Here is a 25,920-nt window from a genome sequence, read left to right as displayed (position 1 = left end):
TCAGCCCGCGCGGAAGATCAGGTAATCCTCCCAGTCATCCTCGGGCACGCTGCCTTCGCTGAGCATGCGCCCGGACTGGGAAATGCGTTCGTGGTGCACGGCATCGCGGTCGCCGCAGACCAGGTGGTGCCACAGCGGCAGGTCCTTGCGCTCGCTGACCAGGCGGTAGCCGCAGGTGGGCGGCAGCCATTTGAACTGGTCGGCCTGGCCCGGGGTGAGCTGGATGCAGTCGGGTACCGAGGCACGGCGGTTGGGGTAGTCGGTGCACTGGCAGGTTTTCAGGTCCAGCAGCTTGCAGGCGATGCGCGTGTAATAGACGCTGTTGTCGTCTTCATCCTCAAGCTTTTGCAGGCAGCACAGGCCACAGCCGTCGCACAACGACTCCCACTCCTCCTGGTCGAGGTGTTCAAGGGTTTTGCGTATCCAGAAAGGTTCGACTTTGGCGGCCATGGCTCTACATCGGTATCGGTAGGTGAAAAGGCCGCCAGTCTAGTGCCCAAGGCCCCTGGGGCCAAGCGCTTACGACTGTCGGTATGACAAGACTTGTCAGTCTAGCGGGGGCGCAGTAGCTTTGAGCGCCGAATTGACGATCAGGAGCTGCCCATGACACGCGTTGCCGATTACCCGATCCATACCCAGTTCACCGAACGCTGGTCGCCCCGTGCCTTTACCGGCGAGAGCATCCCGCAGGAAACCCTGCTGAGCTTCTTCGAAGCCGCACGCTGGGCACCGTCGGCCTACAACTCGCAGCCTTGGCGTTTTCTCTACGCACGCCGTGATACGCCGGACTGGGAGCGCTTCCTGGGCCTGCTGAATGAATTCAACCGTGGTTGGGCACAGCATGCGTCGGCCCTGGTGATCATTGCCTCGAAAACCGACTTCATCGCCCCCGGTGCCACGGAAGAAACCCCGGCACTCTGGCACACCTTCGACACCGGCTCGGCCTGGGGCCACCTGGCGCTGCAAGCCAGCCTCAGCGGCTGGCACACCCACGGCATGGCCGGCTTCGATCAGGAGCTGACGCGCAAGGAGCTGAAGATTCCACAGGGTTATGCGCTGCATGCCGCCGTTGCGGTGGGCAAGCTGGGCGACAAATCGACCTTGCCGGAGTACCTGCAAGGCCGTGAAGCGCCAAGCCCGCGCAAGCCGCTGAGCGAGCTGGTGTCCGAGGGTGACTTCAGCCTTTAAGGCGGAGACGCCCTGCCGTTGCAAAACGGCAGGGTGAACCATCAAGGCTCTTGAGCGATGAGTTCACGGAATGCGTTGCGCAATTCAACGGTTTGCCGGTCGTACGCCCTCCTGACAACCGGCACCATGAACTCGGCAGACATACCATCCAAATCGATGGGGTAAATCTTGTTTTCCTTGCTGGAGTACATGAAGTTTTTCAGCTGTGGATCATTGTGAAAAATATCCTTCGCCTCCATCTGCGCCAATACATCGTCGATCAGCGTCCGTGCGTTCGGCGGCAGACTGCCCTTTTCAATCTGGCTTAGATCTACACCTTCGATTCTGCGCATTTTTATGTATTTGCGGCCTTCGTCGATCATCACCTCGGCAAAGCCATCGCCATAATATTTGTTCAGGTTCACCACCTGCATGTCGATATGGCCCTCGGCAGTGGTCAGCCGTGTAGGCCCCAGGTCTTTGTAGACACTCTTCCCGTCAAGACTGGCGTAGACGACGCCTTCCCCACCCTGGCCAATCTGAGGTCCCAGGTCGGCCTTGACCGAAACCGGGCTACCGCCGCGAATCCCCAGGCGCTGCCATTGATCACCCTGGACACGTTCGAGCAACAATGGGGTTTGCCGGTCATTGTGGTAAACCCGCGCCTGTATCCGTCCATCCTGCGTTCGGCCGACTTGGCGTACTTCGTAAATGGCGGTGTGGCCCGCACTGTCCGTATGGCGAATATGGGACATATGTCCGTCGACGCTGACATAAACCCCCTGACTGTTGGGTGAGAGCCCGGCAATTCTCGACGCCGGCACTTTAAACTCGCGATACAGCTGATTGTTCAGTTCGCCGGCCGAGTCCTTGAGGCGACTGAGCTGCCGGGACACTTTCGCCGCAGCGTGACGACCGCCATTGAGCAACCACCTGCCACCATCCACCAGCAGGTCGCCCCCGCTCAAAGGGTTGAAGGCTTCAATAGCGGTGGCCCCGACAAACCTCGCCGCCTTGGCCGCCTGGCCCAGCGTCGAGACGGCGCTGCCGAGGACCTTGCCCGCCTGCGCGGCCTTACCCGCCCCCAGTGTCACCAGGCCGACGACATCCATGCCCAAGTCGAAGAGACCTTGGCCGACATTGCCATTTTGAAAATTGACAATCGCCGAGCGAAAAGGGATGAGATTCAGAAAAAACTCGGAAATCGCCGCATTTCTGGTGCGCTCCTGATCATAGGACGTGGTGTCTCTGGCTTCATTGAGCAGATCGTCATTCTTCAGGTCGAGGGACTGCACGAACACGTCAGCGATCGCACGACTGCGCGCGGAGTTGAAGCTGTCAGGCGGCCGCGCACCTTCAGGTTGCGTCTGAAACTGCGAAGCGTACTTCTCCTTATCAGGCTCAAACAGCACGGTTTTGGACAGGATGTTGGCGTCGCGCTCCTCCATTTTGCTGGCGGTATAAGGTTCGGTGCGGCGGCGTATCAGAAAGTTGTCTTTCTCGATGGTGCCGCGTCGCGTGTCGATCGTGTACAGATTGACCTGCCCGTTTCGCGTCGCCTTCACCTCCAGCGTATGCCCCCTGACATGCAGGGCAGGCGGGGTAAACAAATCACCGGCAATTTTATATTGGTTGGTATGGAAGAACGCCAACTCTCCATACTCCAGGTTCTTGCGGTCTTCCAGAGGCAACGTGGCGATCAGTTGCCTGACCCGGTTCTGGTGCCCCTCTGCATGCGCGTGTATCGCCGTGTCGAAGGCCTCTTTGAACGGCGCAGCGACCCCCAGTTTGCCGGCTGAATAAAGGTCGCAAAAGCGCGTGACGGGTAGGCGTTTGTCATTGCTGAGCCAATGCTCCTGGGCCCCCAGCTTGCCCCCTTCCATGACGATATCGAGCATCGAACGCGCACCGGGGTGAACGCCTGGCCGGCCCTTCTTTAACCAGGCCTTATGCAGGTTCCTCACCTCGAAGAGGCGCTTATCCAGGTCAGGAAACGTCTGTTCAAGTTGGGCAAGCGCCATGTCTCTTCGGCTGGGGATTTGCGTCTGCAGCAAGGTGCTGGTGGTTTTCAACGCCTCCAGTTGGTGGTTGAACGCGATCCTCACGCGCTCCATTTCATTGGCCGATGGCGGTACACCAGGGGCGGCGAGAAACCCATTGGCGACACCCCAGTCCCTCAGCGCGTCATAGGCAATCTGCTGGGTGAGCGTTGCGTCAGTATTGAGTTTCTCGGCGGCCAGGAAAATCTCGGCGTACCCCATGCCAAGCGTACTGCCAGGGGTTTGCGCTTCAATCCTGGCTACCGCCATGGTCAATTGCACCCACAGCACACTGCCATAGGGCACGCTGCTGGGAATGTCCTTGACCAAGTATTCCGGCGCCACCCTGGCCAGAAGCAGCGATGCCCCCTGGTGGGCAATTCCCGCGTGCGCTCGGCCTTTGTCGATCAGGTGCCTGGCCAATTCGTCCACCACCACCGACGCAGGTTGCCCCCAGTGCCGACTGTGCGCCAGGTCAAAACCGGCGACGCTATTGCGCGTGGGGCCCGCCTCGGATTCGGGATCAAGCCTCAGGTAAGTCGCCGCCATGACAGCGTCGTCTGTGGGATCCGGTGCTTCGGAAAAAGGCACGTTGGCGCCGCTGGAAAGCGCCAATGGCGGCGTATTGGAAGAGGGAGGTGTGAAAGTGCTCATGGGCGTACCTGTCCTCAGTCAAATGGGTGTCCTTAAAAAGGCGCGAGTTTGCGCCCTCTGCGGTCACTGGGTGGGAGTGCCCGCAAAGGAGGTTCCATCTTGACTATCAGGCTTTGTGTCGCCGTCAGTAACCGCGCTCGAAATCCACTTCCCCGCGCAAGGCTTGCTTGGCCTTGTACGCGCGCAGGTTTTCCAGGAACAGCTCCACCATCATCGGCGGCGAGGTCGGCGCGGAGCTGTGCCCGGTCAACAGCAGGCCCCAGGCGGTCCAGAACGGGTGGCGCTGCGGCAACGGTTCCTGGCGGCACACGTCGATCACCGCGCCGGCCAGGTGCCCTTCTTTCAGGGCTTCGACCAGATCGGCATCCACCACCGCCACACCGCGCCCGACGTTGATGAACAAACCGGTCGGCTTGAACTGCTTGAACAGCGCTGCGTCGTACAGGTCATGGGTGTTCGGCGTGTTGGGCAGCAGGTTGATCACGTAGTCCACCTCCCCCACCAACCGACCCAGTTGGTCGAGCCCGGCCACTTCGATAAACGGCGCTTGTTCCCGCGCAGTGCTGGCGATGCCGTACAACTTGACGCCGAACGGCACGAGAAACTCGGCGACACGCTGGCCGATGTCACCGGTACCCACGATCAACGCCTTGCGCCCCGCCAGGCTCTGGCCGGTGCGGCTGTCCCACTTGCGCTCGACCTGGCTGACCAGTCGCGCCAGTACTTCACGCTCGTGGCCCAGCATGTAAGTGAGGACAAATTCGGCCATGACCTGGCCAAAAATACCGACGGCGCGGGTCAGGCGATAGTCGCGGGGCAAGCCTTCGGCCAGCAGCGGCGTAATGCCGGCCCAGGTCGATTGCAGCCACTGCGGCTGGTGGCCCTGGCGCAACAGTGTCGCCAACAGGTCCGGCTGGCCCAGCCATACCGGGCAATCGGCGGCCAGGCGCGACAGTTCGGCCGAGTCGCCGCTGGTGAGCACCTCCAGGTCCGGCGCCGCGTCATTGAGCAATTGGGCGTAGAGCGGGTGATCCTGTTCAGCAATCAGAACACGCATGGTTCAAACCTTTCAAAAACAGTGCAGACGGCCGCCCGCTTCCCTACGGCCACCGCCCACTAATACGATTCCATTGAAACCTGTGCCCCGGGCGGGGCACTACCCGATCACATCGGGTCGTTGCGACGCAGCAGCTCTTCGGGCAGGTGCTCGATGTACTCGTCCTCGGCCGGCGGCATTTGCAAGTGATAGCCCTGCTTGTCGAGGTTTTCCAGCACCACCACGATGTCCTCGCGCGACAGTTTGCGCTCCGGCGTCAGCACCATGTCGAAGGCGTGGTGCGGTTTGCCGAACGCCGCCATCAACGGCTCCGGCACGCGCTCCAGGGCGTCGCTTTTGAGCACGTAGAGGTACATGCCGTCTTTTTTCAGGCTGCGATAGATGGAGCAAATACGTTTCAAGGCTGTTCTCCGGCAGGGGCCAGGCTGTCGAGCAACGCCTGGCCCATCAACTCGCGGCGCCAGCCACGCAGCGAGTCTGGCAATTGGTAAGGCCCATCGGGGTAGCCACTTTTAACCAGGGCTTCGAGGGTTTTCTTGCGCAGCATCAGTTCCGGCGCCATCTCCAGGCGCTCGGCGAATGTCTGGCCGAGGGCGCGCAGTTGCTTGATCAGCGTGGCGGCGTCCACCGGCAGCGGTTCGGCCACGGCCGGCGGCCATTGGTCCATGGACACGCTGCCGGCACGCTTGATCAGGTCCAGCAGGAACTGGCCATCCTGGCGCACGGTACGCGGGTGCATGTCTTCGATCTTGCCCAGGGCGGCGAGGTTGTCCGGCTGGGACTTGGCCAGGGGCCACAGCGAGTGTTCGCGAATGATGCGGTTGCGCGGCAGGTCGCGGGCGCGGGCCTGCTGCTCGCGCCAGGCGCAGAGTTCACGCAATACGGCGAGCTGGGCACGGGACAGTTTCCACGCCAGCTTGGCGTCACGGTACACCTCGTACGGGTCGACTTCGCGGCGCAGGTTGGCAACCAGTTCGGCGCCGTCTTCCAGGACCCAGGCGTATTTATCATCCGACAAGCGCGGGCGCAGGCGAATGTAGACCTCGGCCAGGTGCACGGCGTCTTCGGCGGCGTAGCTCACCTGGGTCTCGGACAACGGCCGCTGCAGCCAGTCCGAGCGGGTCTCGCCCTTGGGCAACTCGATATCGAGCACGGCTTGCACCAGGCGCGAGTAGCCCATGGAGAAGCCGAGGTTCAGGTAGGCGGCGGCCAATTGGGTGTCGAACAACGGCACCGGCAGGCTGCCGGTCAGGCGCAGCAACACCTCAAGGTCTTCGCTGCAGGCGTGCACCACCTTGATCACCGCCGGGTTCTCCAGCAACGCGGCCAGGGGTTGCCAGTTGTCGATGGTCAGGGGATCGATCAGGTAAGCGCGTACGCCATCACCGATCTGGATCAGCCCGGCAATGGGATAAAAGGTGTCGACCCGCATGAATTCGGTGTCGAGGGCGACGAATGGCAACTGCTGCCATTCGGCGCAATGCTGGCCGAGGCTATCGTTGTCGCAGATCCAGTGAATATCGATGGCCACACGGCTCTCCCTTGAAGAATGGCGCGCAGTATATATCGCGAACGGGGCTAGCGAGCATCCGCAGTGCACAGGCAACCATGAAAACTCAGACAGGAGATGAAGAATAGTCCGACAAGTGGGAGTTATCCTTTCTTACGAAGAACGTAGACCCGCCACAGGCTGGAGCCCGGCATGAATTCCTGCTGACTCAAGACCTTGAACCCGGCCTGGCGAAATTCCTCTTCCACAGCGGTACGCGAGGGTACCGACACAATCACCGTGTCGCGGCTGACCCGGTGAAACTCGCGCAGCAACGCCATGCGCCCTTCGCTGCTGGGCACATGACGAAACAACTCCAGGCAGAAAATGCAATCCACCGCATTCGCCGACAAACCGATGGAAAACGCCGAGCCCTGGAAGGTCTTGACGCGCTTGAGCAATGACGGCGGATGGTGGCTACGGGCATGGTCGAGCATGTCCTGGGAATTGTCCGAGGCCAGGATCACCCGGTTGACGTGCTCGGCCAACACCGGCCAGAAGCGCCCCGAGCCGCAGGCCAGGTCCAGGATCAGCCCCGGCTCGCCAGCGACCTTGAGCGCCTGGCGCACCAACCACTCGTCGCGCCATGACGCCAGGCGCTGGCGCAGCCCGGGCGGGCGCGTGTCACCGCAGACCCTGGCGTGCTCAAGGCCACAGCGTTCGGCGTATTCGATCTCGATGGAAGAAGGAGGTTGTGGCGACATCGCAGGCTCATGTGACTGAAACGGTAGTGAACGACCTTGATTCGCAGCTTAACCCTTGCAACGTGAAAAAAAGGTCGAAGCCCTCACCAGCGTAAAAACCATCACGCCTGATGCAGATACCAACGCCAGTCCTGCTCGCCCACCTCGCCCATGAACTGGCGGTATTCAGCATGTTTCACCGCCAGGTACACGCCCAGGAAGTCGCTGCCGAACGCCTCCCGCGCCCAGCTTGAAGCCTCCAGTGCGCGCAGGGTGGTGAGCCAATCGGTGGGCAGCAACGCCTTGGCCTGGGCGTAGCCGTTGCCTTCCACCGGGGCACCGGGGTCGAGTTGTTCGCGAAGGCCACGTTGGATGCCCGCCAGGATCGCGGCCGCCGCCAGGTAAGGGTTGGTATCGGCGCCGCAAATGCGGTGTTCGATATGCCGGGAATGGGCCGGACCACCCGGCACCCGCAGGCTGACGGTGCGGTTGTCCACGCCCCAGGTGGCGGCCAGCGGCGCATAGCTGTTGGTTTGGAAACGGCGATAGGAGTTGGCGTTGGGGCAGAACATCAGCAGTGAATCGAGCAGGGTGCTGAGCATGCCCCCCACTGCGTGGCGCAGCAGTGGCGTGCCGTCGGCGGCTTCACTGGCGAACAGGTTGTTGCCCTCGGCGTCGGCCAGGCTGACGTGCATATGCATGCCGGTGCCCGCCAGGTCATCGAACGGCTTGGCCATGAAGCACGCAGCCATGCCGTGTTTGTGCGCCACGCCCTTGACCAGGCGCTTGTAGCGCACCGCTTCGTCCATGGCTTGCAGGGCGTCGGCGCGGTGTTCCAGGGTGATTTCCACCTGGCCCGGGGCGTATTCGGAGATCGCCGTGCGCGCCGGAATGCCTTGCAGTTTGCAGGCGCTGTAAAGGTCGGCGAGGAACGGTTCGATCTGCTCCAGCTCACGCAGGCCGTAGACCTGGGTCGCGCGCGGGCGACCGCCGTCCACGTCCCGCGCCGGTTGCGGGCGGCCATTGCTGTCGGGCTTCTGGTCGAGCAAGTAGAACTCCAGCTCCGCCGCCATCACCGGGTAATAACCGTCGGCGTTCAGCCCTTCGATTACCTTGGCCAGCAAATGCCGGGGGTCGGCCACGGTGGCGGGCAGGCCTTCGGTGGGATGCATGCTGACCTGCACCGCAGCGGTGGGGATCAGCCGCCACGGCATGCGCTGCAAACTGCCGCTGATCGGGTAGGCGCGGCAGTCGATATCGCCCACCTCCCACACCAGCCCGGAATTCTCCACATCGTCGCCATTGATGGTCAGGCCGAGGATGGTGCTGGGCAGCGGCCGCCCGCTTTCATACACCGCCAGCAATTCGTCGCGGTGCAGCAACTTGCCGCGCGGCACGCCGTTGTTGTCGAGGATAAACAGCTCGAACATCTCGATGTCCGGATGCCGTTCAAGGAAGGCGTGGGCTTCGTGCAGGCTGGCAAAAACACTCATGGGGGTTTCTCGTACGTTTGTGTCAGGCAGCCGCACACAAGGGTGCGTCATCCGTGGGGTAAATCAGCGTAGGAGAAGGGAGTCTGGCGGGCGCGCGTGGCGGCAGTGGAACAGGGCCCAGAAGGCGAGTTCGGAGGGCAGTGTCGCAGGGTGAGTGTCGGAAGAGCCGCCCATGGGTGGATCACAATGATAGAGATACGCCCAGCGTCACACGCCCACATAGGTGTTTAAATTCAGGGTTGATGGAGTTTGGTTGCGACTTGGCTAAACATTCGCCGCGCCTTGCTACCTTGGCCCTTGCTGGAAATAATGACCGCCCCCGAGCATGCCCCAAGGACCCGATCGCATGAAAACAACGATAACCCTGTGCGTACTGGCAAGCCTGGCCACCTCCGCCCTGGCCGACACCGCCCCCTCGCGCCTTGACCAGGTGCTTGAGCGCGGCACCCTCAGCGTCTGCACCACCGGCGACTACAAGCCCTACACCTCGTTGCGCGCCGATGGCGGCTATGAAGGCATCGACATTGCCATGGCCGAGTCCCTGGCCAAGAGCCTTAATGCCAGGATCCAGTGGGTGCCCACCACCTGGAAAACCCTGATGCCGGACTTCCTCGCCCAGCGCTGCGACATTGCCGTGGGCGGGATTTCGGTGTCCCTGGAACGCCAGAAAAAAGCCTTCTTCAGCCAGTCCCTCGGGGTCGACGGCAAGATCCCGCTGGTGCGTTGCGCCGACGTCAAGCGCTACCAGACCGTGGAGCAGATCAACCAGCCCCAGGTGCGCGTGATCGAACCGGCGGGCGGCACCAACGAAATCTTCGCTCGCGCCCACCTGGGCCAGGCGCAAATCCGCCTGCACGACAACGTGACCATCTTCGACGAACTGCTGGCCGGCAAGGCCGACGTGATGATCACCGACGCCAGCGAGGCGCGTTACCAGCAGAAGCAAAAGCCCGGCTTGTGCGCGGTCAACCCGGAGCGGCAGATGCAGTACAGCGAAAAGGCCTTCCTGCTGCCCCGCGATGATGTGGCGTGGAAGAGCTATGTCGACCAGTGGTTGCACCTGAGCGTGGCCACCGGCGTCTACGACGGCATCGTCAGCCAATGGTTGGCGGCGCCCTGAGCCAGAGCCGTCTACGCTGTGGTCACATCAATAAGAACGAGGGACGGAACATGAAGGGATTGCTCCGCGCCACCTGGCTGCTGCTGTTGTGTTTCAGCCAGGTGCACGCCGACGCGCCGGGTGAGGACGCCCAGGCCGCCAAGGCGTTGCTGGGAAAAGCCCTGGCCTACTACCAGAGCAACGGTGACAAGGCCTTCGCGGCGTTCAGCCGCCAGGGCGAGTTCATCGATCACGACCGCTATGTGTTCGTGGTCGACACCCAGGGCGTGCTGCTCGCCAGCGGCGGGCCCTCCTCCGCCTTGATCGGCCGGGATGTGTCCGAGGTACTCGGGCCAGAGTTGCGCCAGTCATTCAAGGACGCGCTCAAGGTGCCGGAAGGCCAGGGTATCCAACAGGCCGACTACCGCTGGCAGAACTGGAACGACGGCAAGGTCGAGCACAAGCATGTGTTTTACCAGCGTGTCGGCCAGCGCATCCTGGCCGTGGGTTACTACCTGCCGCGCGCCACCCCGGAACAGGCCCGGGCCCTGCGCAACAAGGCGGTGAACGCGTTGCTGAAGGATGAAGCCGGCACACTCAAGGCCATCAACTCATTGCAGGGCGGTTTCCTGCAGGATGACCTCTATGTGTTTGTCGTGGACTTGAACACCCAGCGCTACGTGGCCCATGGCACCAACCTGCGCCTGATCAACACTGACTTCAGCAAGATCAAGGACCCCGACGGCAAGCCGGTGGGCGAGCCGATCCTCAAGCTGATGGCCGAGCAGGACCAGGGGGAATACAAGTACCGTTGGAAGAACCCGGTGACGGATAAGGTCGAGAACAAGCATGCGTATGTGCGCAAGGCCGGGCATTTCATGGTTGCGGTGGGTTACTACAGCCCCTGATCTGAACTGGAATGCATTCAAATGTGGGAGGGGGCAAGCCCCTCCCACATCAGATCTCTATTGTGTCAGTCAGCGGTTTTTGTCTTCCCGCCCGCGCAGCACGCGATTGGGCATCGCGATCGCCGCCGCCAACCCCAGCAGCGATACCCCCGCACTCACCAGCAGCAAATGCCGGAACGTCACCCCCAGCTCCCCGCGCAGGGCATCCTGCGCCGGGCCTGGCGCGGCGTTCAGGCCGTCGAGCAGCACGTTGCCGGAACCGCCCTCGGCCACCAGCGCACCGCTGGCCAGGTGGGCGAAGCTGGAGTCCAGCAACAACGCCAGCAGCAACGCCGACATGCACGCCACCCCCACCGCGCCGCCCAGGGAGCGGAACAGGTTGGTGGTGCTGGTAGCAACGCCGATGTCCCGTTGCTCCACCGAGTTCTGCGCCCCCACCAGGGAGGTGGGGAACTGCATGCCGGCGGCGATCCCGCACAGCAACATGAATACGCCGGTCAGCAGCATATCCTGGGGCGCACTGTAGGCCATGCCCAGGATCGCCAGCGGGCTTAACAGCGCGCCGCTGAGGATCATCGGTTTGTAACGCCCGGTCACCGAGGTCATGCGCCCGGCGCAATAGGCGCCGATGGGCAGGCCCATCGCCAGGGGCAGCAAATGCAAGGCAGCGCTGTCGGCACCGCCGCCGGTCACTGTCTGAAAGCGCAAGGGCATCAGCACCGTCAGGGAAATCGCCTGGAAGCTGGTGAAGAAAATCGTGCACCAGCACAGCACCGCACTGCGGTTGGCAAACAGGTGCATCGGCAGCAAGGGCTCGCGGGCGCGGCGCTCGTGCCAGACGAACAGGGTCAATGCCACCAGGGCACAGGCCAGCAGCCCCAGCACCTGGCTGTCACGCCAATAATGGCCCTGGCCGATTTCGGTGATGCCCAACAGCAAGGCGGTGAGGCCGATGATCATCAGCACCGTGCCGAGGTAATCGATGATCGGCTTGCGTTGCGGCGCCGGCAGCCCCACCAGGGTGCGATGGGCCACGTACCAGGCACCGGCCCCCAGCGGCAGGTTGATCAGGAACACCCAGCGCCAGGATAAATACTCGGTCATGTAGCCGCCCAACACCGGCCCGGCCACGCTGGCCACTGCGTACATGCTGCTGAAATAGCCCTGATAGCGCCCGCGCTCACGGGGCGGGATGATGTCGCCGATGATCGCCTGGCTCACCGAGATCATTCCGCCGGCGCCGATGCCCTGCAGCACCCGCGCCAGCACCAGTTGCTCCATGCTCTGGGCCATGCCGCAGAACAACGAAGCGACGGTGAACAGGCCCATGCCGATCAGCATCATCGGCCGCCGCCCGTAGAGGTCGCCGAGCTTGCCGTAGATCGGCACCGCCACCGTCATCGCCACCATATAACCGGAGATGACCCAGGCCAGCAGGTTGACGTCGTGGAATTGCGCGGAGATGGCGGGCATGGACACGGCGACAATGGTCTGGTCCAGAGCGCCGAGGAAGATCGCCATCATCAACGAGGCGAGAATACTGCGCACCGCGGGGAGCGGGGGCGCGGGCTGATTGAGCTGAGTCACGGCAGAACCTTCGAGCAGGGCCCGCGGGAAAAGGCGGCCCGCGGGAATGCTCGATACGATAGCAGGCTATTCGATAGGCTCGTAAGGAAGTCCGACGTAATTTTCCGCGATGGTCTGGCGCCCGGCTTCGGAGTGGATGAAGTACTCCAGCTCGCTCTGGGCAATGCGCTGGCTGAATCCGTCGGACTCAGGGAATTGATGCAACATCGAGGTCATCCACCAGGAAAACCGTTCGGCCTTCCACACCCGGCGCAGGCAGATGGCGGAATAACGTTCGAGCAAGTCCACGCGCCCCTCGCCATACACCTTGAGCAAAATCCGGAACAAGGTGCTCACGTCGCTGGCCGCCAGGTTCAAGCCCTTGGCCCCGGTGGGCGGCACGATATGGGCCGCATCGCCGAGCAGGAACAGGCGCCCGTACTGCATCGGTTCCACCACAAAACTGCGCAGGGGCGCGATGCTTTTTTCGATGGAGGGGCCGGTGACCAGCTGTTCAGCCAAAGCGTTGGGCAGCCGGGTTTTCAGTTCCGCCCAGAAGCGTTCGTCCGACCATTCATCCACGGGCTCCTCGGCCGGCACTTGCAGGTAATAGCGGCTGCGCGTCGGTGAACGCATGCTGCACAGCGCAAAGCCCCGTGAATGCTTGGCGTACACCAGTTCCGCGTGCACCGGCGGGGTGTCGGCAAGGATGCCCAGCCAACCGAAGGGGTAGACCCGTTCGAACACTTTGAGCGATTCAGCTGGGATCGACTGGCGCGCCACACCGTGGAACCCATCACAACCGGCGATGTAGTCGCACTCCAGGCGAAACGCCTGGCCCTGATGCTCGAACGTCAGCCAGGGTCGATCACTTTTAAGATCATGGGGCTGCACGTCGCGTGCTTCATACAGGGTGGTGGCGCCAGCGGCGGCGCGGGCGGCCATGAGGTCGCGGGTGACTTCGGTCTGGCCGTAGATCATCACCGATTGGCCGCCGGTCAGCGTCTTGAGGTCGATGTGGGTCAGTTGACCGTCCAGCGCCAGCTCGAAGCCATCATGCACCAGGCCTTCGGCATCCATGCGCTGGCTCACGCCCGCCTCGCGCAGCAGGTTGACCATGCCTTGTTCCAGCACCCCGGCGCGGATGCGGCCTTGCACGTAGTCGGCACTCTGGCGCTCCAGGATCAGGGTCTGGATACCGGCGTTGTGCAACAGCTGGCCGAGCAAGAGTCCGGAGGGACCGGCGCCGATAATGGCGACTTGGGTTTTCAGGGTTTTCATTATTTTTATCGCCCGCAAGTTCCACCCGAACGGATCGAGTGAAAGAGTTGTCATTGATCTTGTGGCTGACAGTTTTCACTTGAGTGCGCAGTATAAGAAGGTGAAAACTGCGACAAAACCTGCGCTTTTTGCCAATTTGGGCGATTACCGCACCACTGTCCTGAGTATCGGATTGAAACCATGACCAACACCGCGATTCCGGTCTTCAAGCTTTACGGAGAAAGCCAGCAATGGCCGACCCCCGATTTGTTGCACTGCGAAACCATTTCCCGGCGCAGTCGGGAATACCAGTGGGAAATCCAACCCCACCGGCATGCGGATCTGTGCCAACTGCTGTACGTGCACAAAGGCCAGGCCGAGTTGGAAATCGAAGGCCAGCGCACCACCCTCAACGAAGCCACGCTGCAGGTATTGCCGCCGTTGTGCGTACATGGGTTTCGCTTTGCCGAAGATGTCGAAGGCTATGTAGTCACCCTGGCGGCACCGCTGGTCAGCCACTTGCAAGCCCAGCTGGGCGCAACGGCAGGCGGTTTGCAGACCCTGGGCAGCTACCCGGCGGGCAAGGACAGTGACTACCTCAACAGCCAGTTCGCCCGCCTGCAGGACGAATACGCCGACGACCAACCGGCCCGGGACATGCTGATGCATGCGCTGGTCAGTGTGCTGCTGGTGTGGATCAGCCGTCAGGCCATCCAGCGTCGCCACCCGCGTGCACCAAGGGGCCGCGAGTATTTCCGGCGCTTTACGCAATTGGTTGAACAGCACTATCGGGAACACCCGAAGATTGAGGATCTGGCCCACAAGCTGGGTATCTCGGTCTCGCACCTGAATGGAACGTGTCGGGAACTGGGTGGCCAGCCTGCCTTGCAGATCATGCATGACCGCCAATTACTCGAAGCCAAGCGCCTGCTGACCTACACCAGCATGACCATCAACGAGATGTCGGAAGTACTGGGTTTTTCCGACCCGACCAACTTCTCTCGGCTGTTCCGCCGACGGGTCGGGTTCTCACCCAAGGCGTTTCGCGAGCAACTCAAGGCCGAACAGCCGCCTACCTGAGTGCACTGAAACTGCCGGTGTGGGGAACGCATTGGTCCTGATGGCAGCTGATCGCAAAGGTCGGCTGCATCCGGGTCTGCTCCACGCGGTAGGCGGCGGTGCCATACAGGCCGGTCGCCAAGGCGCAGAGGAAGAAAATCATCAGGTATTTGCGGGTTTTAATGCTCATGGCACAGACCTCTGAGCGGATCTACAGGGTGCTGTTTAAAGCATAGGTCAACCAGGGCGAGTTGCCATTATTGGGCGACATTCAACAGGGTTATGTCGCTTTAGAGCCCCCTATCCCACACCGGCTCCTCGGGGAACCTCACCACCAGGAAATCCAGCAGGCTGCGCAGCGCCGAAGGCATGTGTTTGCGTGACGCATAGACCGCGTAGATGTTCATCTGCCGGGGTTCGGCCTCGGGTAGCAGACGTACCAGTTCACCACGGCGGATGTGATCGCCGGCCTGGTAGCTGGGCAGCATCGCTACACCCGCGCCGGCCAGCGTCACGCGTAACAACGTACTGGCTTCGTTAGCGGTGATATTGCCGTGCACCGGCACCGAGACGTGCTCGCCGTGCTCCTCGAAATGCCACAGGCTTTTGCCGAAGTACGAATGGGTCAGGCAGTTGTGCCGGGCCAGGTCCTCGACTTTCTGCGGCGCCGGGTGCTCCAACAGGTACGCCGGGGTTGCGCACACCACGGAGCGACAGACTGTCAGGCGCCGGGCGATCAGGTTGGGGTCCAGGTCGTTACTGGTGCGGATGGCCAGGTCGATGCGTTCGTCCACCAGGTTCACCGTGCGGTCGAGCATTTGCAGGTCAATGGTCACCAAGGGGTAGCGCTTGACGTACTCCGCGATGGCCTCGGCCAATTGCGCCTGGCCGAACGAGGTGCTGGCACTCAGGCGCAACAGGCCACGGGGCGCCTTATCGGGCTCACTGACGGCGGCCTGCATATCGCCGCACAATTCCAGGAGTTGCCGACAGCGTGGCAGGGTTTCGCCACCGGCCGCCGTGAGGCTGAGTTTGCGCGTGGTGCGGTGCAACAGGCGCGCGCCGACCCAGTCTTCCAACTCGGCCAGGTAACGCGACACTACTGGGCGCGACAGGTCCAGATGATCGGCGGCGGCGGACTGACTGCCCAGGTCCACCACCATGACAAACACGCGCATTGCTTGAAGACGATCCATGATTTGCCCGATTTCAGAAACAAACTATGTCCCAGCATCGCATTTTTAGTTCGGTTTAGTGCAACTAAGCTCTGTGCATCCTTTGAATCCACTGCTGGAGCTGCCCGATGTTCTCAACCCTCAAGCGCTTGACCTTCACCGCTGCCTTGGCATTTGCCGGCCATGCAGCGGCGGCCGACCTGACCCTGGATGTCTACAACCCAGGCGAGGCGGCGATCTTCCCGGTCAGCTCGGTGCTGGTCAGCGGCGCCAAAGACGCAATCCTGGTGGACGCGCAATTCGGCAAGGGCCAGGCCGAGCAACTGGTGCAGAAGATCCGCGCCAGCGGCAAACACCTGACCACCATCTACATCAGCCACGGCGACCCGGATTACTACTTCGGCCTCGACACCCTGACGGCCGCGTTCCCCGACGCCAAGGTCCTGGCACCGCAACCGGTGGTCGACCATATCAACGCCACCGTGGCCGGCAAACTTGAGTTCTGGGGCCCGAAAATGGGTGCCGACAAACCGGGCAAAACCATCGTGCCCCAGGTGCTGCAAGGCCACAGCCTGACCCTTGAAGGGCAGCAACTGGAGGTGATCGGCCTGGACGGCCCGCAGCCGGACCGCAGCTTCGTGTGGATCCCGTCGATCAAGGCCGTGGTCGGGGGCGTCGTGGTCGCGCAAAACATTCACCTGTGGATGGCCGATACCCAAAGCGCGCAATCCCATAAAGACTGGCTTGCGACCCTGCAACGCATCGAACAGTTGAAGCCACGCACGGTGATTCCTGGCCACTACCTGGGCACGCCGTCACCGCAATCCGTGGCCTTTACTGCCGACTACATCAAGGCCTTCGACGTAGAAACCGCCAAGGCCAAGGACGCCGCCGCCCTGATCGCGGCCATGAAAAAGCGCTACCCCACCCTCGCCGACGAAAGCTCGCTGGAACTGAGCGCCAAAGTCGCCAAGGGCGAAATGAAGTGGTGAATGGCTTTAAACCCTGACCGTACTGGAGAACATCATGAGCAAGATCGCAATCATTGGGGCCACCGGCCGTGCCGGCAGCCAATTGCTGGAAGAAGCCCTGCGTCGTGGGCATAGCGTGGTTGCTATCGCGCGCAATACCGACAAGCTCGCCGTACGCCCCGGCGTCACCGTCAAGCAGGTTGATGCACTGGATGCCAATGCCCTGGAACAAGCCATCAGCGGCAGCGATGTGGTGATCAGTGCGGCACACTTCGCCACCCTGCCCGCCAGCGCCGTGATCGGCCCGGTGAAAAAAGCCGGGGTGAAACGCCTGCTGGTGGTCGGCGGCGCCGGTTCGTTGCTGCTGCCCGGTGGCGGGCGTGTGATCGACAGCGCGGGCTTCCCGGCTGAATACAAGGCCGAAGCCAGTGCAGGCGCCGCGTTTCTGGACGTGCTGCGTCAGGAAAAGGACCTGGATTGGACGTTCCTGTCGCCGTCGGCCCTGTTCGATGGCACCCAGCGCACCGGTAAATTCCGCCTGGGCCAGGATGACTTGCTGGTGAGCAGTGACGGTACCAGCTCGATCAGCTTTGCCGACTACGCCATCGCCATGCTCGATGAAGTGGAAACCCCGAAGCACTCGCGCAAGCGCTTCACCGTCGGCTACTGACACCTGTGAGAGGGGGCTTGCCCCCTCCCACATTTGGATCTTCAGCGCCTACGACTGTTGCGCCTGGCTCACCAACCAATCCATCAGCGCCTCAAGCCCTGCCGACGGCACCGTCTCCGGCGGATACACCAGGTAGTACCCCTTCCCCGTCGGTACCCGCAGTTCAAACGGCATCGCCAAGCGCCCCGCCTTGAGATCCTCGCCCATCAACGCACTGTCGCCCATCGCCACCCCGGAGCCCTGGGAGGCCACGTTCATCGCCAAGTCCAACGTCTCGAAATGATGCCCCTGGCTCACGTTGCTCAACCGCGTATCCGCCGCCTTGAGCCACCGCGCCCAATCGCGCTCATCCCGCGTGGGGTGCAACAGCACCTGTTGCTGCAAGTCCGCCGGGGTGTGCAAACCGGCGAGCAGCGCCGGTGCGCAGACCGGGGTGAGTTGTTCGTCGAACAAGTGCCGCGCCTCGGCCGACTGCTCGGCGATGGGCGCATAGATCACCGCCGCGTCGAATCGCTCGCGACGAAAATCCACGCTGTAGGCCACGGTGGTGGTGAGTTCCACCGGCACATCCGGGCGTTCCTTTTGCCACTGCATCAAGCGCGGCAACAACCAGCGCATCACACAGGTGGAGGCCTTGATTTGCAGGGTATGGCGACGATTGCCGATCTGCTCCACCGCGTCGCCGAGCAGGCCGAACACCTGCTGCACCCGTTGCGACCACTCGCGACCTTCTTCGGTCAGGCTCAACCCCCGTGCCTGGCGCTGGAACAAGGCGTAGCCCAAATGGCTCTCCAGCCCGGCGATCTGCCGGCTCACCGCGCCTTGGGTGATGTGCAGTTGCTCGGCGGCGCGAGTGAAGTTGGAGCACTGGGCCGTGACCCAGAAGGTATGCAGCGCGGGCAGTGGCGGAAGGCGTTTCATAAGGGCGCAGCCATGACGTGAGGACATGGCTAGTATGACTTTTTATCGATTGTTGCCGCTACGGGCCAACCGGTCCAATACCGCCACGATTCCATGACAAGAGCGACACCTATGGCGACCTGCGGCGAAGTATTGGTCAACCTCCTGGAACGCTACGGCGTGGACCAGGTGTTTGGTATCCCCGGCGTGCACACCGTGGAGCTGTATCGCGGCCTGGCCCGCTCGAGCATCCGCCACGTCACCCCGCGCCACGAACAGGGCGCCGGCTTTATGGCCGACGGCTACGCGCGCACCCGTGGCAAACCGGGCGTGTGTTTCATCATCACCGGCCCGGGCATGACCAATATCACCACCGCCATGGGCCAGGCCTATGCCGACTCGATCCCGATGCTGGTGATTTCCAGCGTGCAATCGCGCAGCCAATTGGGTGGTGGGCGCGGCAAGCTGCATGAGCTGCCGAACCAGGGCGCGATGATGGCCGGGGTGGCGGCGTTCTCCCATACATTGATGTCGGCAGCGGAGCTGCCCGCGGTGCTGGCGCGGGCGTTTGCGTTGTTCCAGGCCGGCAGGCCGCGCCCGGTGCATATCGAGATTCCGTTGGATGTGCTGGTGGAAAACGCCGATGCACTGTTGGGCAGTCAACCGGTCAGCATCGCCCGTGCCGGTGCGGCACCGGCGGCGGTCAGGCAGATGAGCCAGTTGCTCGCCAACGCCAGACGCCCGCTGATCCTGGCCGGTGGCGGCGCGATTGAGGCGGCCGCCGAATTGACCCGCCTGGCCGAAGCCCTCGGCGCGCCGGTGGCCCTGACCATCAATGCCAAGGGCATGCTGCCTTCCGAGCATCCGCTGCTGATCGGCTCGACTCAGTCCCTGGTCGCTACCCGCGCGCTGGTGGCCGAGGCCGATGTGGTGCTGGCCATCGGCACCGAGCTGGCCGAGACCGACTACGACGTGACCTTCGCCGGTGGCTTCGAGATACCCGGCGCGCTGCTACGCATCGATATCGACCCCGATCAGACCGTACGCAACTACCCGCCGCACCTCGCACTGGTGGCCGATGCGCAGATCGCCGCCGATGCCTTGCTGACGGAATTGAACCGCACGCCGCTGGGCCCTCGCCGCACCGACTGGGGCGCTCAGCGCGTCGCCCGGTTGTGGGCCGAACTGGCCCCCACCTGGGACGCCGCCGCCCGCGCGCAAACCCTGTTCCTCAATACGGTGCTGGAAGCACTGCCGGGCGCCGTGCTGGTGGGCGACTCGACCCAACCGGTGTACAGCGGCAACCTGACCCTGAACCTCGACCACCCGCGCCGCTGGTTCAATTCCTCCACCGGCTACGGCACCTTGGGCTACGCCCTGCCCGCCGCCATCGGCGCCTGGCTGGGCCGTGGCGATGGGCAGCCGGTGGTGTGTTTGATCGGTGACGGCGGGCTGCAATTCACCCTGCCGGAACTGGCCAGCGCGGTGGAAGCGCGCACGCCGATCATCGTGCTGCTGTGGAATAACCAGGGGTATGAAGAGATCAAGAAATACATGCTCAACCGCGCCATCGAACCGGTCGGCGTAGACATCTACACCCCGGACTTTATCGGCGTGGCCAAGGCCCTCGGCAGTGCTGCCGACAGCGCTCACAGCGTTGCACAGCTACGCAGCGCCTTGCGCGCCGCCGCCGATCGCCCGGGGCCGACGCTGATTGAGATCAACCAGGACCTATGGATGAAGGAAGTAGCGGTATGAGCGCAGTATTGAACGGTGTGTATATCGACGGCGCATGGCGTGCCGGCCATGACGTGCTGGAGGTGATCAACCCGGCCACCGAGGCGACCCTGGCCCGCGTCAGCGTCGGCGATGGGCAGGCCGTGACCCAGGCCGTGGATGCAGCCAGCGCGGCCTTTATCGACTGGTCGAAAAGTAGCGGCCGCGATCGCGCCAGCCTGCTGCGCAAAATCGCCCAAGGCGTCAGCGCGCAGCGCGAGCAGTTGATGCACCTGCAATCGAGCAACAACGGCAAGCCGCTGTTTGAAGCCGGCATCGATGTGGACGATGTGATCGCCACGTTCGAGTACTACGCCGGTATCGCCGACGACATGGACGCCGGCCAGGATCGCCCGGTGGCGCTGCCCAGCGATGACTTCAGCGCGCGCCTGCGCCGTGAGCCGTGCGGCGTGGTGGGGCTGATCGTGCCGTGGAATTTCCCGATGGTCACCACCGCCTGGAAACTCGCCCCGGCCCTCGCCGCCGGTTGCTGCGTAGTGCTCAAGCCCTCGGAAGTCACGCCGTTGGCAGAGTTGCAGCTGGCGCAAATCATCGCTGACGCGGGCTGCCCGGCGGGGGTGTTCAACCTGGTCTGCGGCACCGGCTTGGCCGTTGGCGCACCGCTGGCGGCAGACCGTCGCGTGGCGAAGATTTCCTTCACCGGCAGCAACGCCGTGGGCGTGCAGGTGATGCAACGCGCAGCGGAAACCATCAAGGGCGTGAGCCTGGAATTGGGTGGTAAATCTTCGCTGCTGGTACTGGCGGATGCCGACCTCGACCTGGCGGTGGAGCTGGCGTGTGGCGGTGGCTTTTTCAACGCCGGGCAAATGTGTTCCGCCACCAGCCGCGTGCTGGTGGCCGACAGCCTGGCGGATGAATTCCTGCAACGCTTGCAGGCACGGGCTGAAGGGATTCGCGTCGCCGACCCGTTTGCCGACGACGTGGAAATGGGCGCGCTGATCAACCGCGTGCAGTATCAGCGGGTGCTGGGGCATATCCAACGGGGCGTCGAGGCTGGCGCGCGATTGGTGTGTGGCGGCGAACGCCCGGCGAACCTGGCGAAGGGCTACTTCATTCGCCCGACGGTGTTTACCGACGTGCCATTGGACAGTGCATTGTGGAACGAAGAAATCTTCGGCCCGGTGCTGTGTGTACGACCTTTTGCCACTGAGGAAGAGGCCATTGCCCTGGCCAACGACAGCGATTTCGGCCTGGTGGCCAGCGTGGTCAGCCGTAGCGTCGAGACCACCGAGCGCGTGGCGAATGCCTTGCAGGCCGGGTTGGTGTGGATCAACGCACCGCAGGTGATCTTCCCGCAGACCGCATGGGGCGGTTACAAGCAGAGCAGTATCGGCCGTGAGCTGGGCCCGTGGGGGCTGGCGGCGTTTCAGGAGATCAAGCATGTGATCCGGTCTATCTGACGACGCAGAACAACTGTGGGAGGGGGCTTGCCCCGATAGCGGTGGTTCAGTTAACCGCAATTTTTAGATAGTCCCTGCGACTTTCTCATTTGCCCCCCTCCCCCCTGCGTGGCCTGATTCACCCTTGTTCACTCAAGGCAGGCCCATGGAAAACGTTCAGGCAAAACCCACCACCGCCGTATGGCTGATGATCAGCGTCGTGCTGGTCGCCCTTAACCTGCGGCCGTCGATGGCCGCCGTGGGGCCGTTGTTGTCGTCGATTCGCGGCGACGTGCCGTTGAGTTTCAGCAGCGCGGCGTTGCTGACCATGTTGCCGGTCATGGCCATGGGCCTGGCGATGTTCTTTGGCATGGGCCTGGCCAAGCGCGTTGGCGAGCACCGCAGCATTGTGCTGTCACTGCTGGTGATTGGCGTGGCGACGTTGTCGCGATTGTTCCTGGATTCGGCCCTGGAATTGATCGTCAGCGCGATTGCCGCCGGTGTGGGCATCGCCATGATCCAGGCGTTGATGCCGGCCCTGATCAAGTCGCGGTTCAGCGACAACGTTTCGCTGTTCATGGGCCTCTACGTCACCGCCATCATGGGCGGCGCGGCGCTGGCGGCAGCGTTCTCCCCCTTCGTGCAGGTGCAGACCGGCAGCTGGCGCATCGGCCTGGCGATCTGGGGGTTTCTGGCGTTGCTGGCCCTGGTGTTCTGGTACGCCCAGCGCTCGGGGTTGCCACCGTTGCCCCAAGCCGCCGCCGGCCCTCAGGAATCGTTTTTCGGCAACGGCCGCGCCTGGTTGCTGGCGATCTTTTTCGGCCTCGGTACGGCGTCCTACACCTGCGTACTGGCGTGGCTGGCGCCGTACTACGTGGAGCAAGGCTGGAGCGAACAGAATGCCGGTTTGTTGCTGGGTTTCCTGACCGCGATGGAGGTGGTGTCCGGCCTGGTGACGCCGGCCATCGCCAACCGCAGCCGGGATAAACGCGGGGTGGTGGCGGTGTTGCTGGGGCTGATCATCCTGGGGTTCTGCGGCCTGATCCTCAGCCCGCAACACCTCAGTCTGCTGTGGCCGTGCCTGCTGGGCCTGGGTATCGGCGGGTTGTTCCCGATGAGCCTGATCCTGTCCCTCGACCACCTCGACAACCCGCGCCGCGCGGGGGGCCTTACCGCATTCGTGCAGGGCATCGGCTACCTGATTGCCGGCCTGTCGCCGCTGATCGCCGGGATGATCCGCGACCAGTTGGGCAGCTTCGAATGGGCCTGGTGGTCGTTGACGGCGGTGGTCGTGGTGATGCTGCTGATCGTCACGCGCTTCAACCCAAGGCATTACGCAGAACACATTCGCTGACGTCGTGTTGTAAACAGTATTTGTCCCACGACAAACATAGAAACGCCCTACAGAGCTTTCTATTGGTACGGCCGTTCCGTTAAGCTTTCGCGCTGTCTTGTACTGACTTCGGTACATGGGGTTTACGGACGAAACCGATGTTAAACAGTAACTTGCTCAGAAAACTCGATATGCAGGACTTGATGGTGTTTATCGCCGTCTATGACCAGAGCAGCGTTACCGACGTGTCAGAAACGCTGTTCGTCAGCCAGTCCACCGTGAGCTACAGCCTGAAGAAACTGCGGACCAGTTTTGAAGACGAACTGTTTATCAACACGCGGGCGGGCATGCGGCCTACGTACAAGGCCACCACCATGTACGCCCATGTGCAGAAGATCCTCGAAAGCATCAACCTGTGCCACGCCGGTGGCCAGGCCTTCGACCCGACCCAGAAGGCCGTGACCTTCAATGTCTGCGCGCCGGAGTACTTCGAACAACTGATCCTGCCGCGCCTGTTGAAGCATTTCGACCGCGCCGACCTGCCGGTGATCGTCAATGTGCAGAAACTGGAAGCCGACATCCCCGCCGACGACCTGCGCGAGGGCCGCCTGGACCTGGTGATCTGCTTCGGACCGCACTTTCACCGCGCCCATAAAGACTTCAAGAGCCAGATGCTGCTGGAGGACGATCTGGTGTGCGTCTTCGATAAACGCTCGGCACCGCGCGAGCCGGCATTCAGCCTGCAATCATTCGTCGAACGGCGCCACGTGTTCCCCACGCCATGGACCTCCGACACCAACATGATCGACGGCTGGCTGGCGCGCCAGGCCCACAAGCGCCAGGTGATCGCCCGCGCCAACAGCTACAGCGCGGCGCTGAAGATGATCACCGGCACCGACTTCATCGTCACCCTGCCGCGCCGCGTGCAGAAACTGCTGGCACCGGCGACGGTGTTCGGCCACTGCGAGGCCCCCAACGGATTGCCGGGGTTCACCCTGGATATGCAGTGGAATGAAAGCAGTGAACAGGACAGTGCCAATACCTGGTTTCGTGAACAGGTGGTGAAGGTGTGTGCGGATCAGGGATTACTCTGACTTCTGTGACGAGGGTTAGCCGATCGCGACTTTGCTGTAGGAGTCGCGATCCATGTCGACCAGCTGGACACTGAGTTGAACCTGTAGATCCGCCGGCCAGTCGCCCATGTCCTGCAACGCTGCCAGCAGGCTTTGCGACAATTGCTGCTTGACCTGCGGCGACCGCCCGCTGAGCAGTGACAGCTTCACCGCGATGAAACCGCGTGGGTTGAGGGAGGTGCCGACCTGAAAACTCTCGAGCTTCACGGCGCGGCTTTTGATATCGAACTCGGAACCGAACTGCCCGGACGCCATCAGCACATTGTTGAGCCGCAACAGGGTTTTCTCGACGGCCAGGTTTGTCAAGTTGGCGGTGTATTCCAAGTGCAGGTGTGGCATGGATGACTCCGAGTCATTCGTAGGAAAGTCTGTAGATATAGCACGGATAAAAGCCTCAGGCCTTGTTCGCCTGGCCCCGATCGCTCATGAACGCTTCCAGCCGCGAACGCACCCAGCGCTCGGCAGGGTCGGTGTCCACATGACTGAGCCAGACCATGGACAAATCCAGGGTCGGCGTCTCGAACGGAAACGGCTCACAGAACAGGTTGCCCGACACCGCCATGGCCTCGGCGGTGTAGTCCGGCAGGCTGGCGATCAGGTCGGTCCCGGCCAGCAGCGCGGGCAATGCGCTGTATTGCGGCACCGACAACACCACATGGCGCTTGCGGCCGATTTCCGCCAGCCACTCATCGGCAAACCCGGACACGTTGGCGGTGTGGGACACCAGCACATGGGGGCGCGAGCAATATTCATCGAGGGTCAACGGGGTGTCCGAGGCATCGGCGCGCAGCAGTCGCGGGCGGATATGACGCAGCAGCTTGCGCTTGGCATTCGCCGGCAGGCCACGGGTCTGGGTGATGCCGACGGTAATATCGCCGGACGCCAGCAGATCGGGAATCCGCCAATAGTCCACGTGCTGCACCACGAACACCACCTGCGGCGCTTCCTGGCGCAAGGCGCGCAGCAACGGTGGCAACAGGCCGAACTCGACGTCGTCGGACAGGCCGATGCGAAAGGTCATGGTGCTGATGGATGGGTCGAAATCGTGGGTCAGGCTCAAGGCCGACGACAGTGAGTCCAAGGCGGGCGACAGGTGCTGGATGATTTCCTCGGCGCGCGCGGTAGGTTCCATGCGATGGCCGACGCGAATGAACAGCGGGTCGTTGAACAAGGTGCGCAGACGGTTGAGGGCCGAACTGATGGTCGGCTGGCCGAGAAACAGCTTCTCGGCCACCCGCGTCACATTGCGCTCGAGCATCAGTGCTTCGAAGACCACCATCAGGTTGATGTCGGCCTTGCGTAATTCATTGCGATTCATCGGCGCCTGCCCCTTGCCCAAGACAAGCCGCAGTTTAGAAAGCCCGGTCGGCCGCGTCTATGTGCACACTGTTCATCACGCGGCTTTGGGACTATAAACAGCGCTCGCACGTCGCAGGAACACTACCGTGCTGGTCATTTTTGGCCTGGCCATTCTGGTGGCCGGGTTCTGCCTCTGGCTTATCCGCTTTGTCACCCGCCCCACCGTCCGCACCTTGTTGCGGGTGTTCGTCGGCCTATGCCTGGCAGCAGTGATGGCGTACCTGGTGCTGGCGTCGGGTTTTCCTGTTTCGTTGCTGGTTTCATAACGCCCCTCTTTGAACTGGACGCTACTGCCTTGATGAACATCCGCAACATTGCCGATACCGGCATCGCGCTGGCGCAATTCGAAACCCCGCCCCAGGTAACACCTGCCCCCACGGAGAGCCCTTCGTGGAGGCAGTTCATGGCCCGTCAAGGGTGCTTTTTAGCCCCGGCCGAACATTGATCAGGGCTTGAGCGGACGCTCCTGATCCCGCTCGGACAGCTCAGTGCCGTCGTCCGGGTGCTTCCAGGTCTGGGGTTTTTCCTCTTCATGTCGCCGGGGTTGCTCATGCTCCGGCTCATCTTGGCGCTTCGGTTCATTGCCCATAGCCATCTCCCTTCCGTAAGAATTGGTCATACCTTCCAGCATAGAACAGAGCGGGATCTTTGAAAGGCGCGCAAATTCAT

26 protein-coding genes are annotated in these 25,920 nt (G+C 62.5%); 11 read left to right on the top strand and 15 right to left on the bottom strand.

What is annotated here, in order from left to right; genetic code table 11:
* A complete protein-coding gene (locus BM416_RS10585; protein WP_003172524.1) occupies positions 1–450 on the bottom strand; it encodes a YcgN family cysteine cluster protein in 450 nt (149 codons plus the stop codon).
* 153 nt (positions 451–603) lie between these two features.
* Here BM416_RS10585 and BM416_RS10580 point away from each other — a divergent pair, with 153 nt between their 5' ends.
* Entirely contained in the window at positions 604–1,188 is a 585-nt protein-coding gene (locus tag BM416_RS10580) for a nitroreductase family protein (protein ID WP_027604274.1), read from the top strand.
* A gap of 41 nt (positions 1,189–1,229) precedes the next feature.
* On the opposite strand, the gene BM416_RS10575 is transcribed toward BM416_RS10580, so the two are convergent.
* The 6 genes from BM416_RS10575 to BM416_RS10550 all read right to left on the bottom strand — a co-directional run bounded on the left by BM416_RS10575 (position 1,230) and on the right by BM416_RS10550 (position 8,642).
* On the bottom strand, positions 1,230–3,860 hold the full coding sequence (locus tag BM416_RS10575) for an OspG family effector kinase (RefSeq protein WP_139237741.1): 2,631 nt from the start codon (positions 3,858–3,860) through the stop codon (positions 1,230–1,232).
* A 124-nt stretch (positions 3,861–3,984) separates the two neighbouring features.
* On the bottom strand, positions 3,985–4,917 hold the full coding sequence (locus tag BM416_RS10570; protein ID WP_027604275.1) for a D-2-hydroxyacid dehydrogenase: 933 nt from the start codon (positions 4,915–4,917) through the stop codon (positions 3,985–3,987).
* A gap of 107 nt (positions 4,918–5,024) precedes the next feature.
* Positions 5,025–5,318: a YcgL domain-containing protein gene (locus BM416_RS10565; protein WP_065938924.1), complete on the bottom strand. Its 294-nt coding sequence runs from the start codon at positions 5,316–5,318 to the stop codon at positions 5,025–5,027.
* Entirely contained in the window at positions 5,315–6,448 is a 1,134-nt protein-coding gene (gene rnd / locus BM416_RS10560; protein WP_027604277.1) for a ribonuclease D, read from the bottom strand. The genes BM416_RS10565 and rnd overlap by 4 nt, the downstream gene beginning before the upstream one ends.
* 122 nt (positions 6,449–6,570) lie before the next feature.
* Positions 6,571–7,170 carry a class I SAM-dependent methyltransferase gene (locus tag BM416_RS10555; protein WP_027604278.1) on the bottom strand — a complete coding sequence of 200 codons (600 nt, stop codon included), beginning with the start codon at positions 7,168–7,170 and terminating at the stop codon, positions 6,571–6,573.
* A gap of 101 nt (positions 7,171–7,271) precedes the next feature.
* The gene (locus BM416_RS10550) at positions 7,272–8,642 is read right to left on the bottom strand and encodes a glutamine synthetase family protein (RefSeq protein WP_092487971.1); all 1,371 of its coding nucleotides are present in this window, start codon (positions 8,640–8,642) and stop codon (positions 7,272–7,274) included.
* Positions 8,643–8,988: 346 nt separating this feature from the next.
* Between BM416_RS10550 and BM416_RS10545 the strand changes: the two genes are divergently transcribed.
* On the top strand, positions 8,989–9,762 hold the full coding sequence (locus BM416_RS10545; protein WP_065938920.1) for a transporter substrate-binding domain-containing protein: 774 nt from the start codon (positions 8,989–8,991) through the stop codon (positions 9,760–9,762).
* 50 nt (positions 9,763–9,812) lie between these two features.
* Positions 9,813–10,649 (top strand): cache domain-containing protein, encoded by an 837-nt coding sequence (locus BM416_RS10540; protein WP_092487968.1) that lies wholly within the window; start codon positions 9,813–9,815, stop codon positions 10,647–10,649.
* Positions 10,650–10,718: 69 nt separating this feature from the next.
* Here the strand turns inward: BM416_RS10540 and BM416_RS10535 are convergent, their stop codons facing one another.
* Entirely contained in the window at positions 10,719–12,236 is a 1,518-nt protein-coding gene (locus tag BM416_RS10535; RefSeq protein ID WP_092487965.1) for an MDR family MFS transporter, read from the bottom strand.
* Positions 12,237–12,302: 66 nt separating this feature from the next.
* The gene (gene pobA / locus BM416_RS10530; RefSeq protein WP_175539056.1) at positions 12,303–13,487 is read right to left on the bottom strand and encodes a 4-hydroxybenzoate 3-monooxygenase; all 1,185 of its coding nucleotides are present in this window, start codon (positions 13,485–13,487) and stop codon (positions 12,303–12,305) included.
* Between the two features lie 189 nt (positions 13,488–13,676).
* Here pobA and BM416_RS10525 point away from each other — a divergent pair, with 189 nt between their 5' ends.
* Positions 13,677–14,555 (top strand): helix-turn-helix domain-containing protein, encoded by an 879-nt coding sequence (locus tag BM416_RS10525; protein WP_092487958.1) that lies wholly within the window; start codon positions 13,677–13,679, stop codon positions 14,553–14,555.
* Here the strand turns inward: BM416_RS10525 and BM416_RS30560 are convergent.
* Together BM416_RS30560 and BM416_RS10520 are read right to left on the bottom strand one after the other, a co-directional pair.
* Complete coding sequence (locus tag BM416_RS30560) at positions 14,548–14,724, bottom strand: hypothetical protein (protein WP_162844255.1); 177 nt, start codon at positions 14,722–14,724, stop codon at positions 14,548–14,550. The genes BM416_RS10525 and BM416_RS30560 overlap by 8 nt on opposite strands.
* A 100-nt stretch (positions 14,725–14,824) precedes the next feature.
* Positions 14,825–15,730 carry a LysR family transcriptional regulator gene (locus tag BM416_RS10520; RefSeq protein ID WP_092487955.1) on the bottom strand — a complete coding sequence of 302 codons (906 nt, stop codon included), beginning with the start codon at positions 15,728–15,730 and terminating at the stop codon, positions 14,825–14,827.
* Between the two features lie 107 nt (positions 15,731–15,837).
* On the opposite strand from BM416_RS10520, the gene BM416_RS10515 reads away from it, so the two are divergent.
* Positions 15,838–16,701: an MBL fold metallo-hydrolase gene (locus BM416_RS10515; protein ID WP_092487952.1), complete on the top strand. Its 864-nt coding sequence runs from the start codon at positions 15,838–15,840 to the stop codon at positions 16,699–16,701.
* A 34-nt stretch (positions 16,702–16,735) separates the two neighbouring features.
* The gene (locus BM416_RS10510) at positions 16,736–17,350 is read left to right on the top strand and encodes an NAD(P)-dependent oxidoreductase (protein WP_092487949.1); all 615 of its coding nucleotides are present in this window, start codon (positions 16,736–16,738) and stop codon (positions 17,348–17,350) included.
* Between the two features lie 48 nt (positions 17,351–17,398).
* Here BM416_RS10510 and BM416_RS10505 read toward each other — a convergent pair whose 3' ends face one another.
* Complete coding sequence (locus BM416_RS10505; protein ID WP_092487946.1) at positions 17,399–18,271, bottom strand: LysR substrate-binding domain-containing protein; 873 nt, start codon at positions 18,269–18,271, stop codon at positions 17,399–17,401.
* 111 nt (positions 18,272–18,382) lie between these two features.
* On the opposite strand from BM416_RS10505, the gene BM416_RS10500 reads away from it, so the two are divergent.
* The 4 genes from BM416_RS10500 to BM416_RS10485 all read left to right on the top strand — a co-directional run bounded on the left by BM416_RS10500 (position 18,383) and on the right by BM416_RS10485 (position 23,853).
* Positions 18,383–20,008, top strand: coding sequence for a 5-guanidino-2-oxopentanoate decarboxylase (locus BM416_RS10500; RefSeq protein WP_092487943.1), 1,626 nt, complete (start codon positions 18,383–18,385; stop codon positions 20,006–20,008).
* The gene (locus BM416_RS10495; RefSeq protein WP_092487940.1) at positions 20,005–21,447 is read left to right on the top strand and encodes an aldehyde dehydrogenase family protein; all 1,443 of its coding nucleotides are present in this window, start codon (positions 20,005–20,007) and stop codon (positions 21,445–21,447) included. The genes BM416_RS10500 and BM416_RS10495 overlap by 4 nt, the downstream gene beginning before the upstream one ends.
* A gap of 145 nt (positions 21,448–21,592) precedes the next feature.
* Positions 21,593–22,780, top strand: a complete 1,188-nt coding sequence (locus BM416_RS10490; RefSeq protein ID WP_092487937.1) for a cyanate transporter — start codon at positions 21,593–21,595, stop codon at positions 22,778–22,780.
* 137 nt (positions 22,781–22,917) lie between these two features.
* Entirely contained in the window at positions 22,918–23,853 is a 936-nt protein-coding gene (locus BM416_RS10485) for a LysR family transcriptional regulator (RefSeq protein WP_092487934.1), read from the top strand.
* A 15-nt stretch (positions 23,854–23,868) separates the two neighbouring features.
* Here BM416_RS10485 and BM416_RS10480 read toward each other — a convergent pair whose 3' ends face one another.
* Positions 23,869–24,231, bottom strand: a complete 363-nt coding sequence (locus BM416_RS10480; RefSeq protein WP_092487931.1) for a 5-carboxymethyl-2-hydroxymuconate Delta-isomerase — start codon at positions 24,229–24,231, stop codon at positions 23,869–23,871.
* A gap of 55 nt (positions 24,232–24,286) precedes the next feature.
* Positions 24,287–25,210 (bottom strand): LysR substrate-binding domain-containing protein, encoded by a 924-nt coding sequence (locus BM416_RS10475; RefSeq protein WP_092356590.1) that lies wholly within the window; start codon positions 25,208–25,210, stop codon positions 24,287–24,289.
* A 127-nt stretch (positions 25,211–25,337) separates the two neighbouring features.
* Between BM416_RS10475 and BM416_RS10470 the strand changes: the two genes are divergently transcribed.
* Entirely contained in the window at positions 25,338–25,517 is a 180-nt protein-coding gene (locus BM416_RS10470) for a hypothetical protein (RefSeq protein WP_092487928.1), read from the top strand.
* Between the two features lie 179 nt (positions 25,518–25,696).
* On the opposite strand, the gene BM416_RS30555 is transcribed toward BM416_RS10470, so the two are convergent.
* The gene (locus BM416_RS30555; RefSeq protein ID WP_162844254.1) at positions 25,697–25,840 is read right to left on the bottom strand and encodes a hypothetical protein; all 144 of its coding nucleotides are present in this window, start codon (positions 25,838–25,840) and stop codon (positions 25,697–25,699) included.
* Positions 25,841–25,920 lie beyond the last annotated feature (80 nt).

Source organism: Pseudomonas sp. NFACC42-2 (assembly GCF_900116055.1).
GTDB lineage: Bacteria > Pseudomonadota > Gammaproteobacteria > Pseudomonadales > Pseudomonadaceae > Aquipseudomonas > Aquipseudomonas marginalis.
This window is presented reverse-complemented; position numbering and strand designations above follow the sequence as displayed.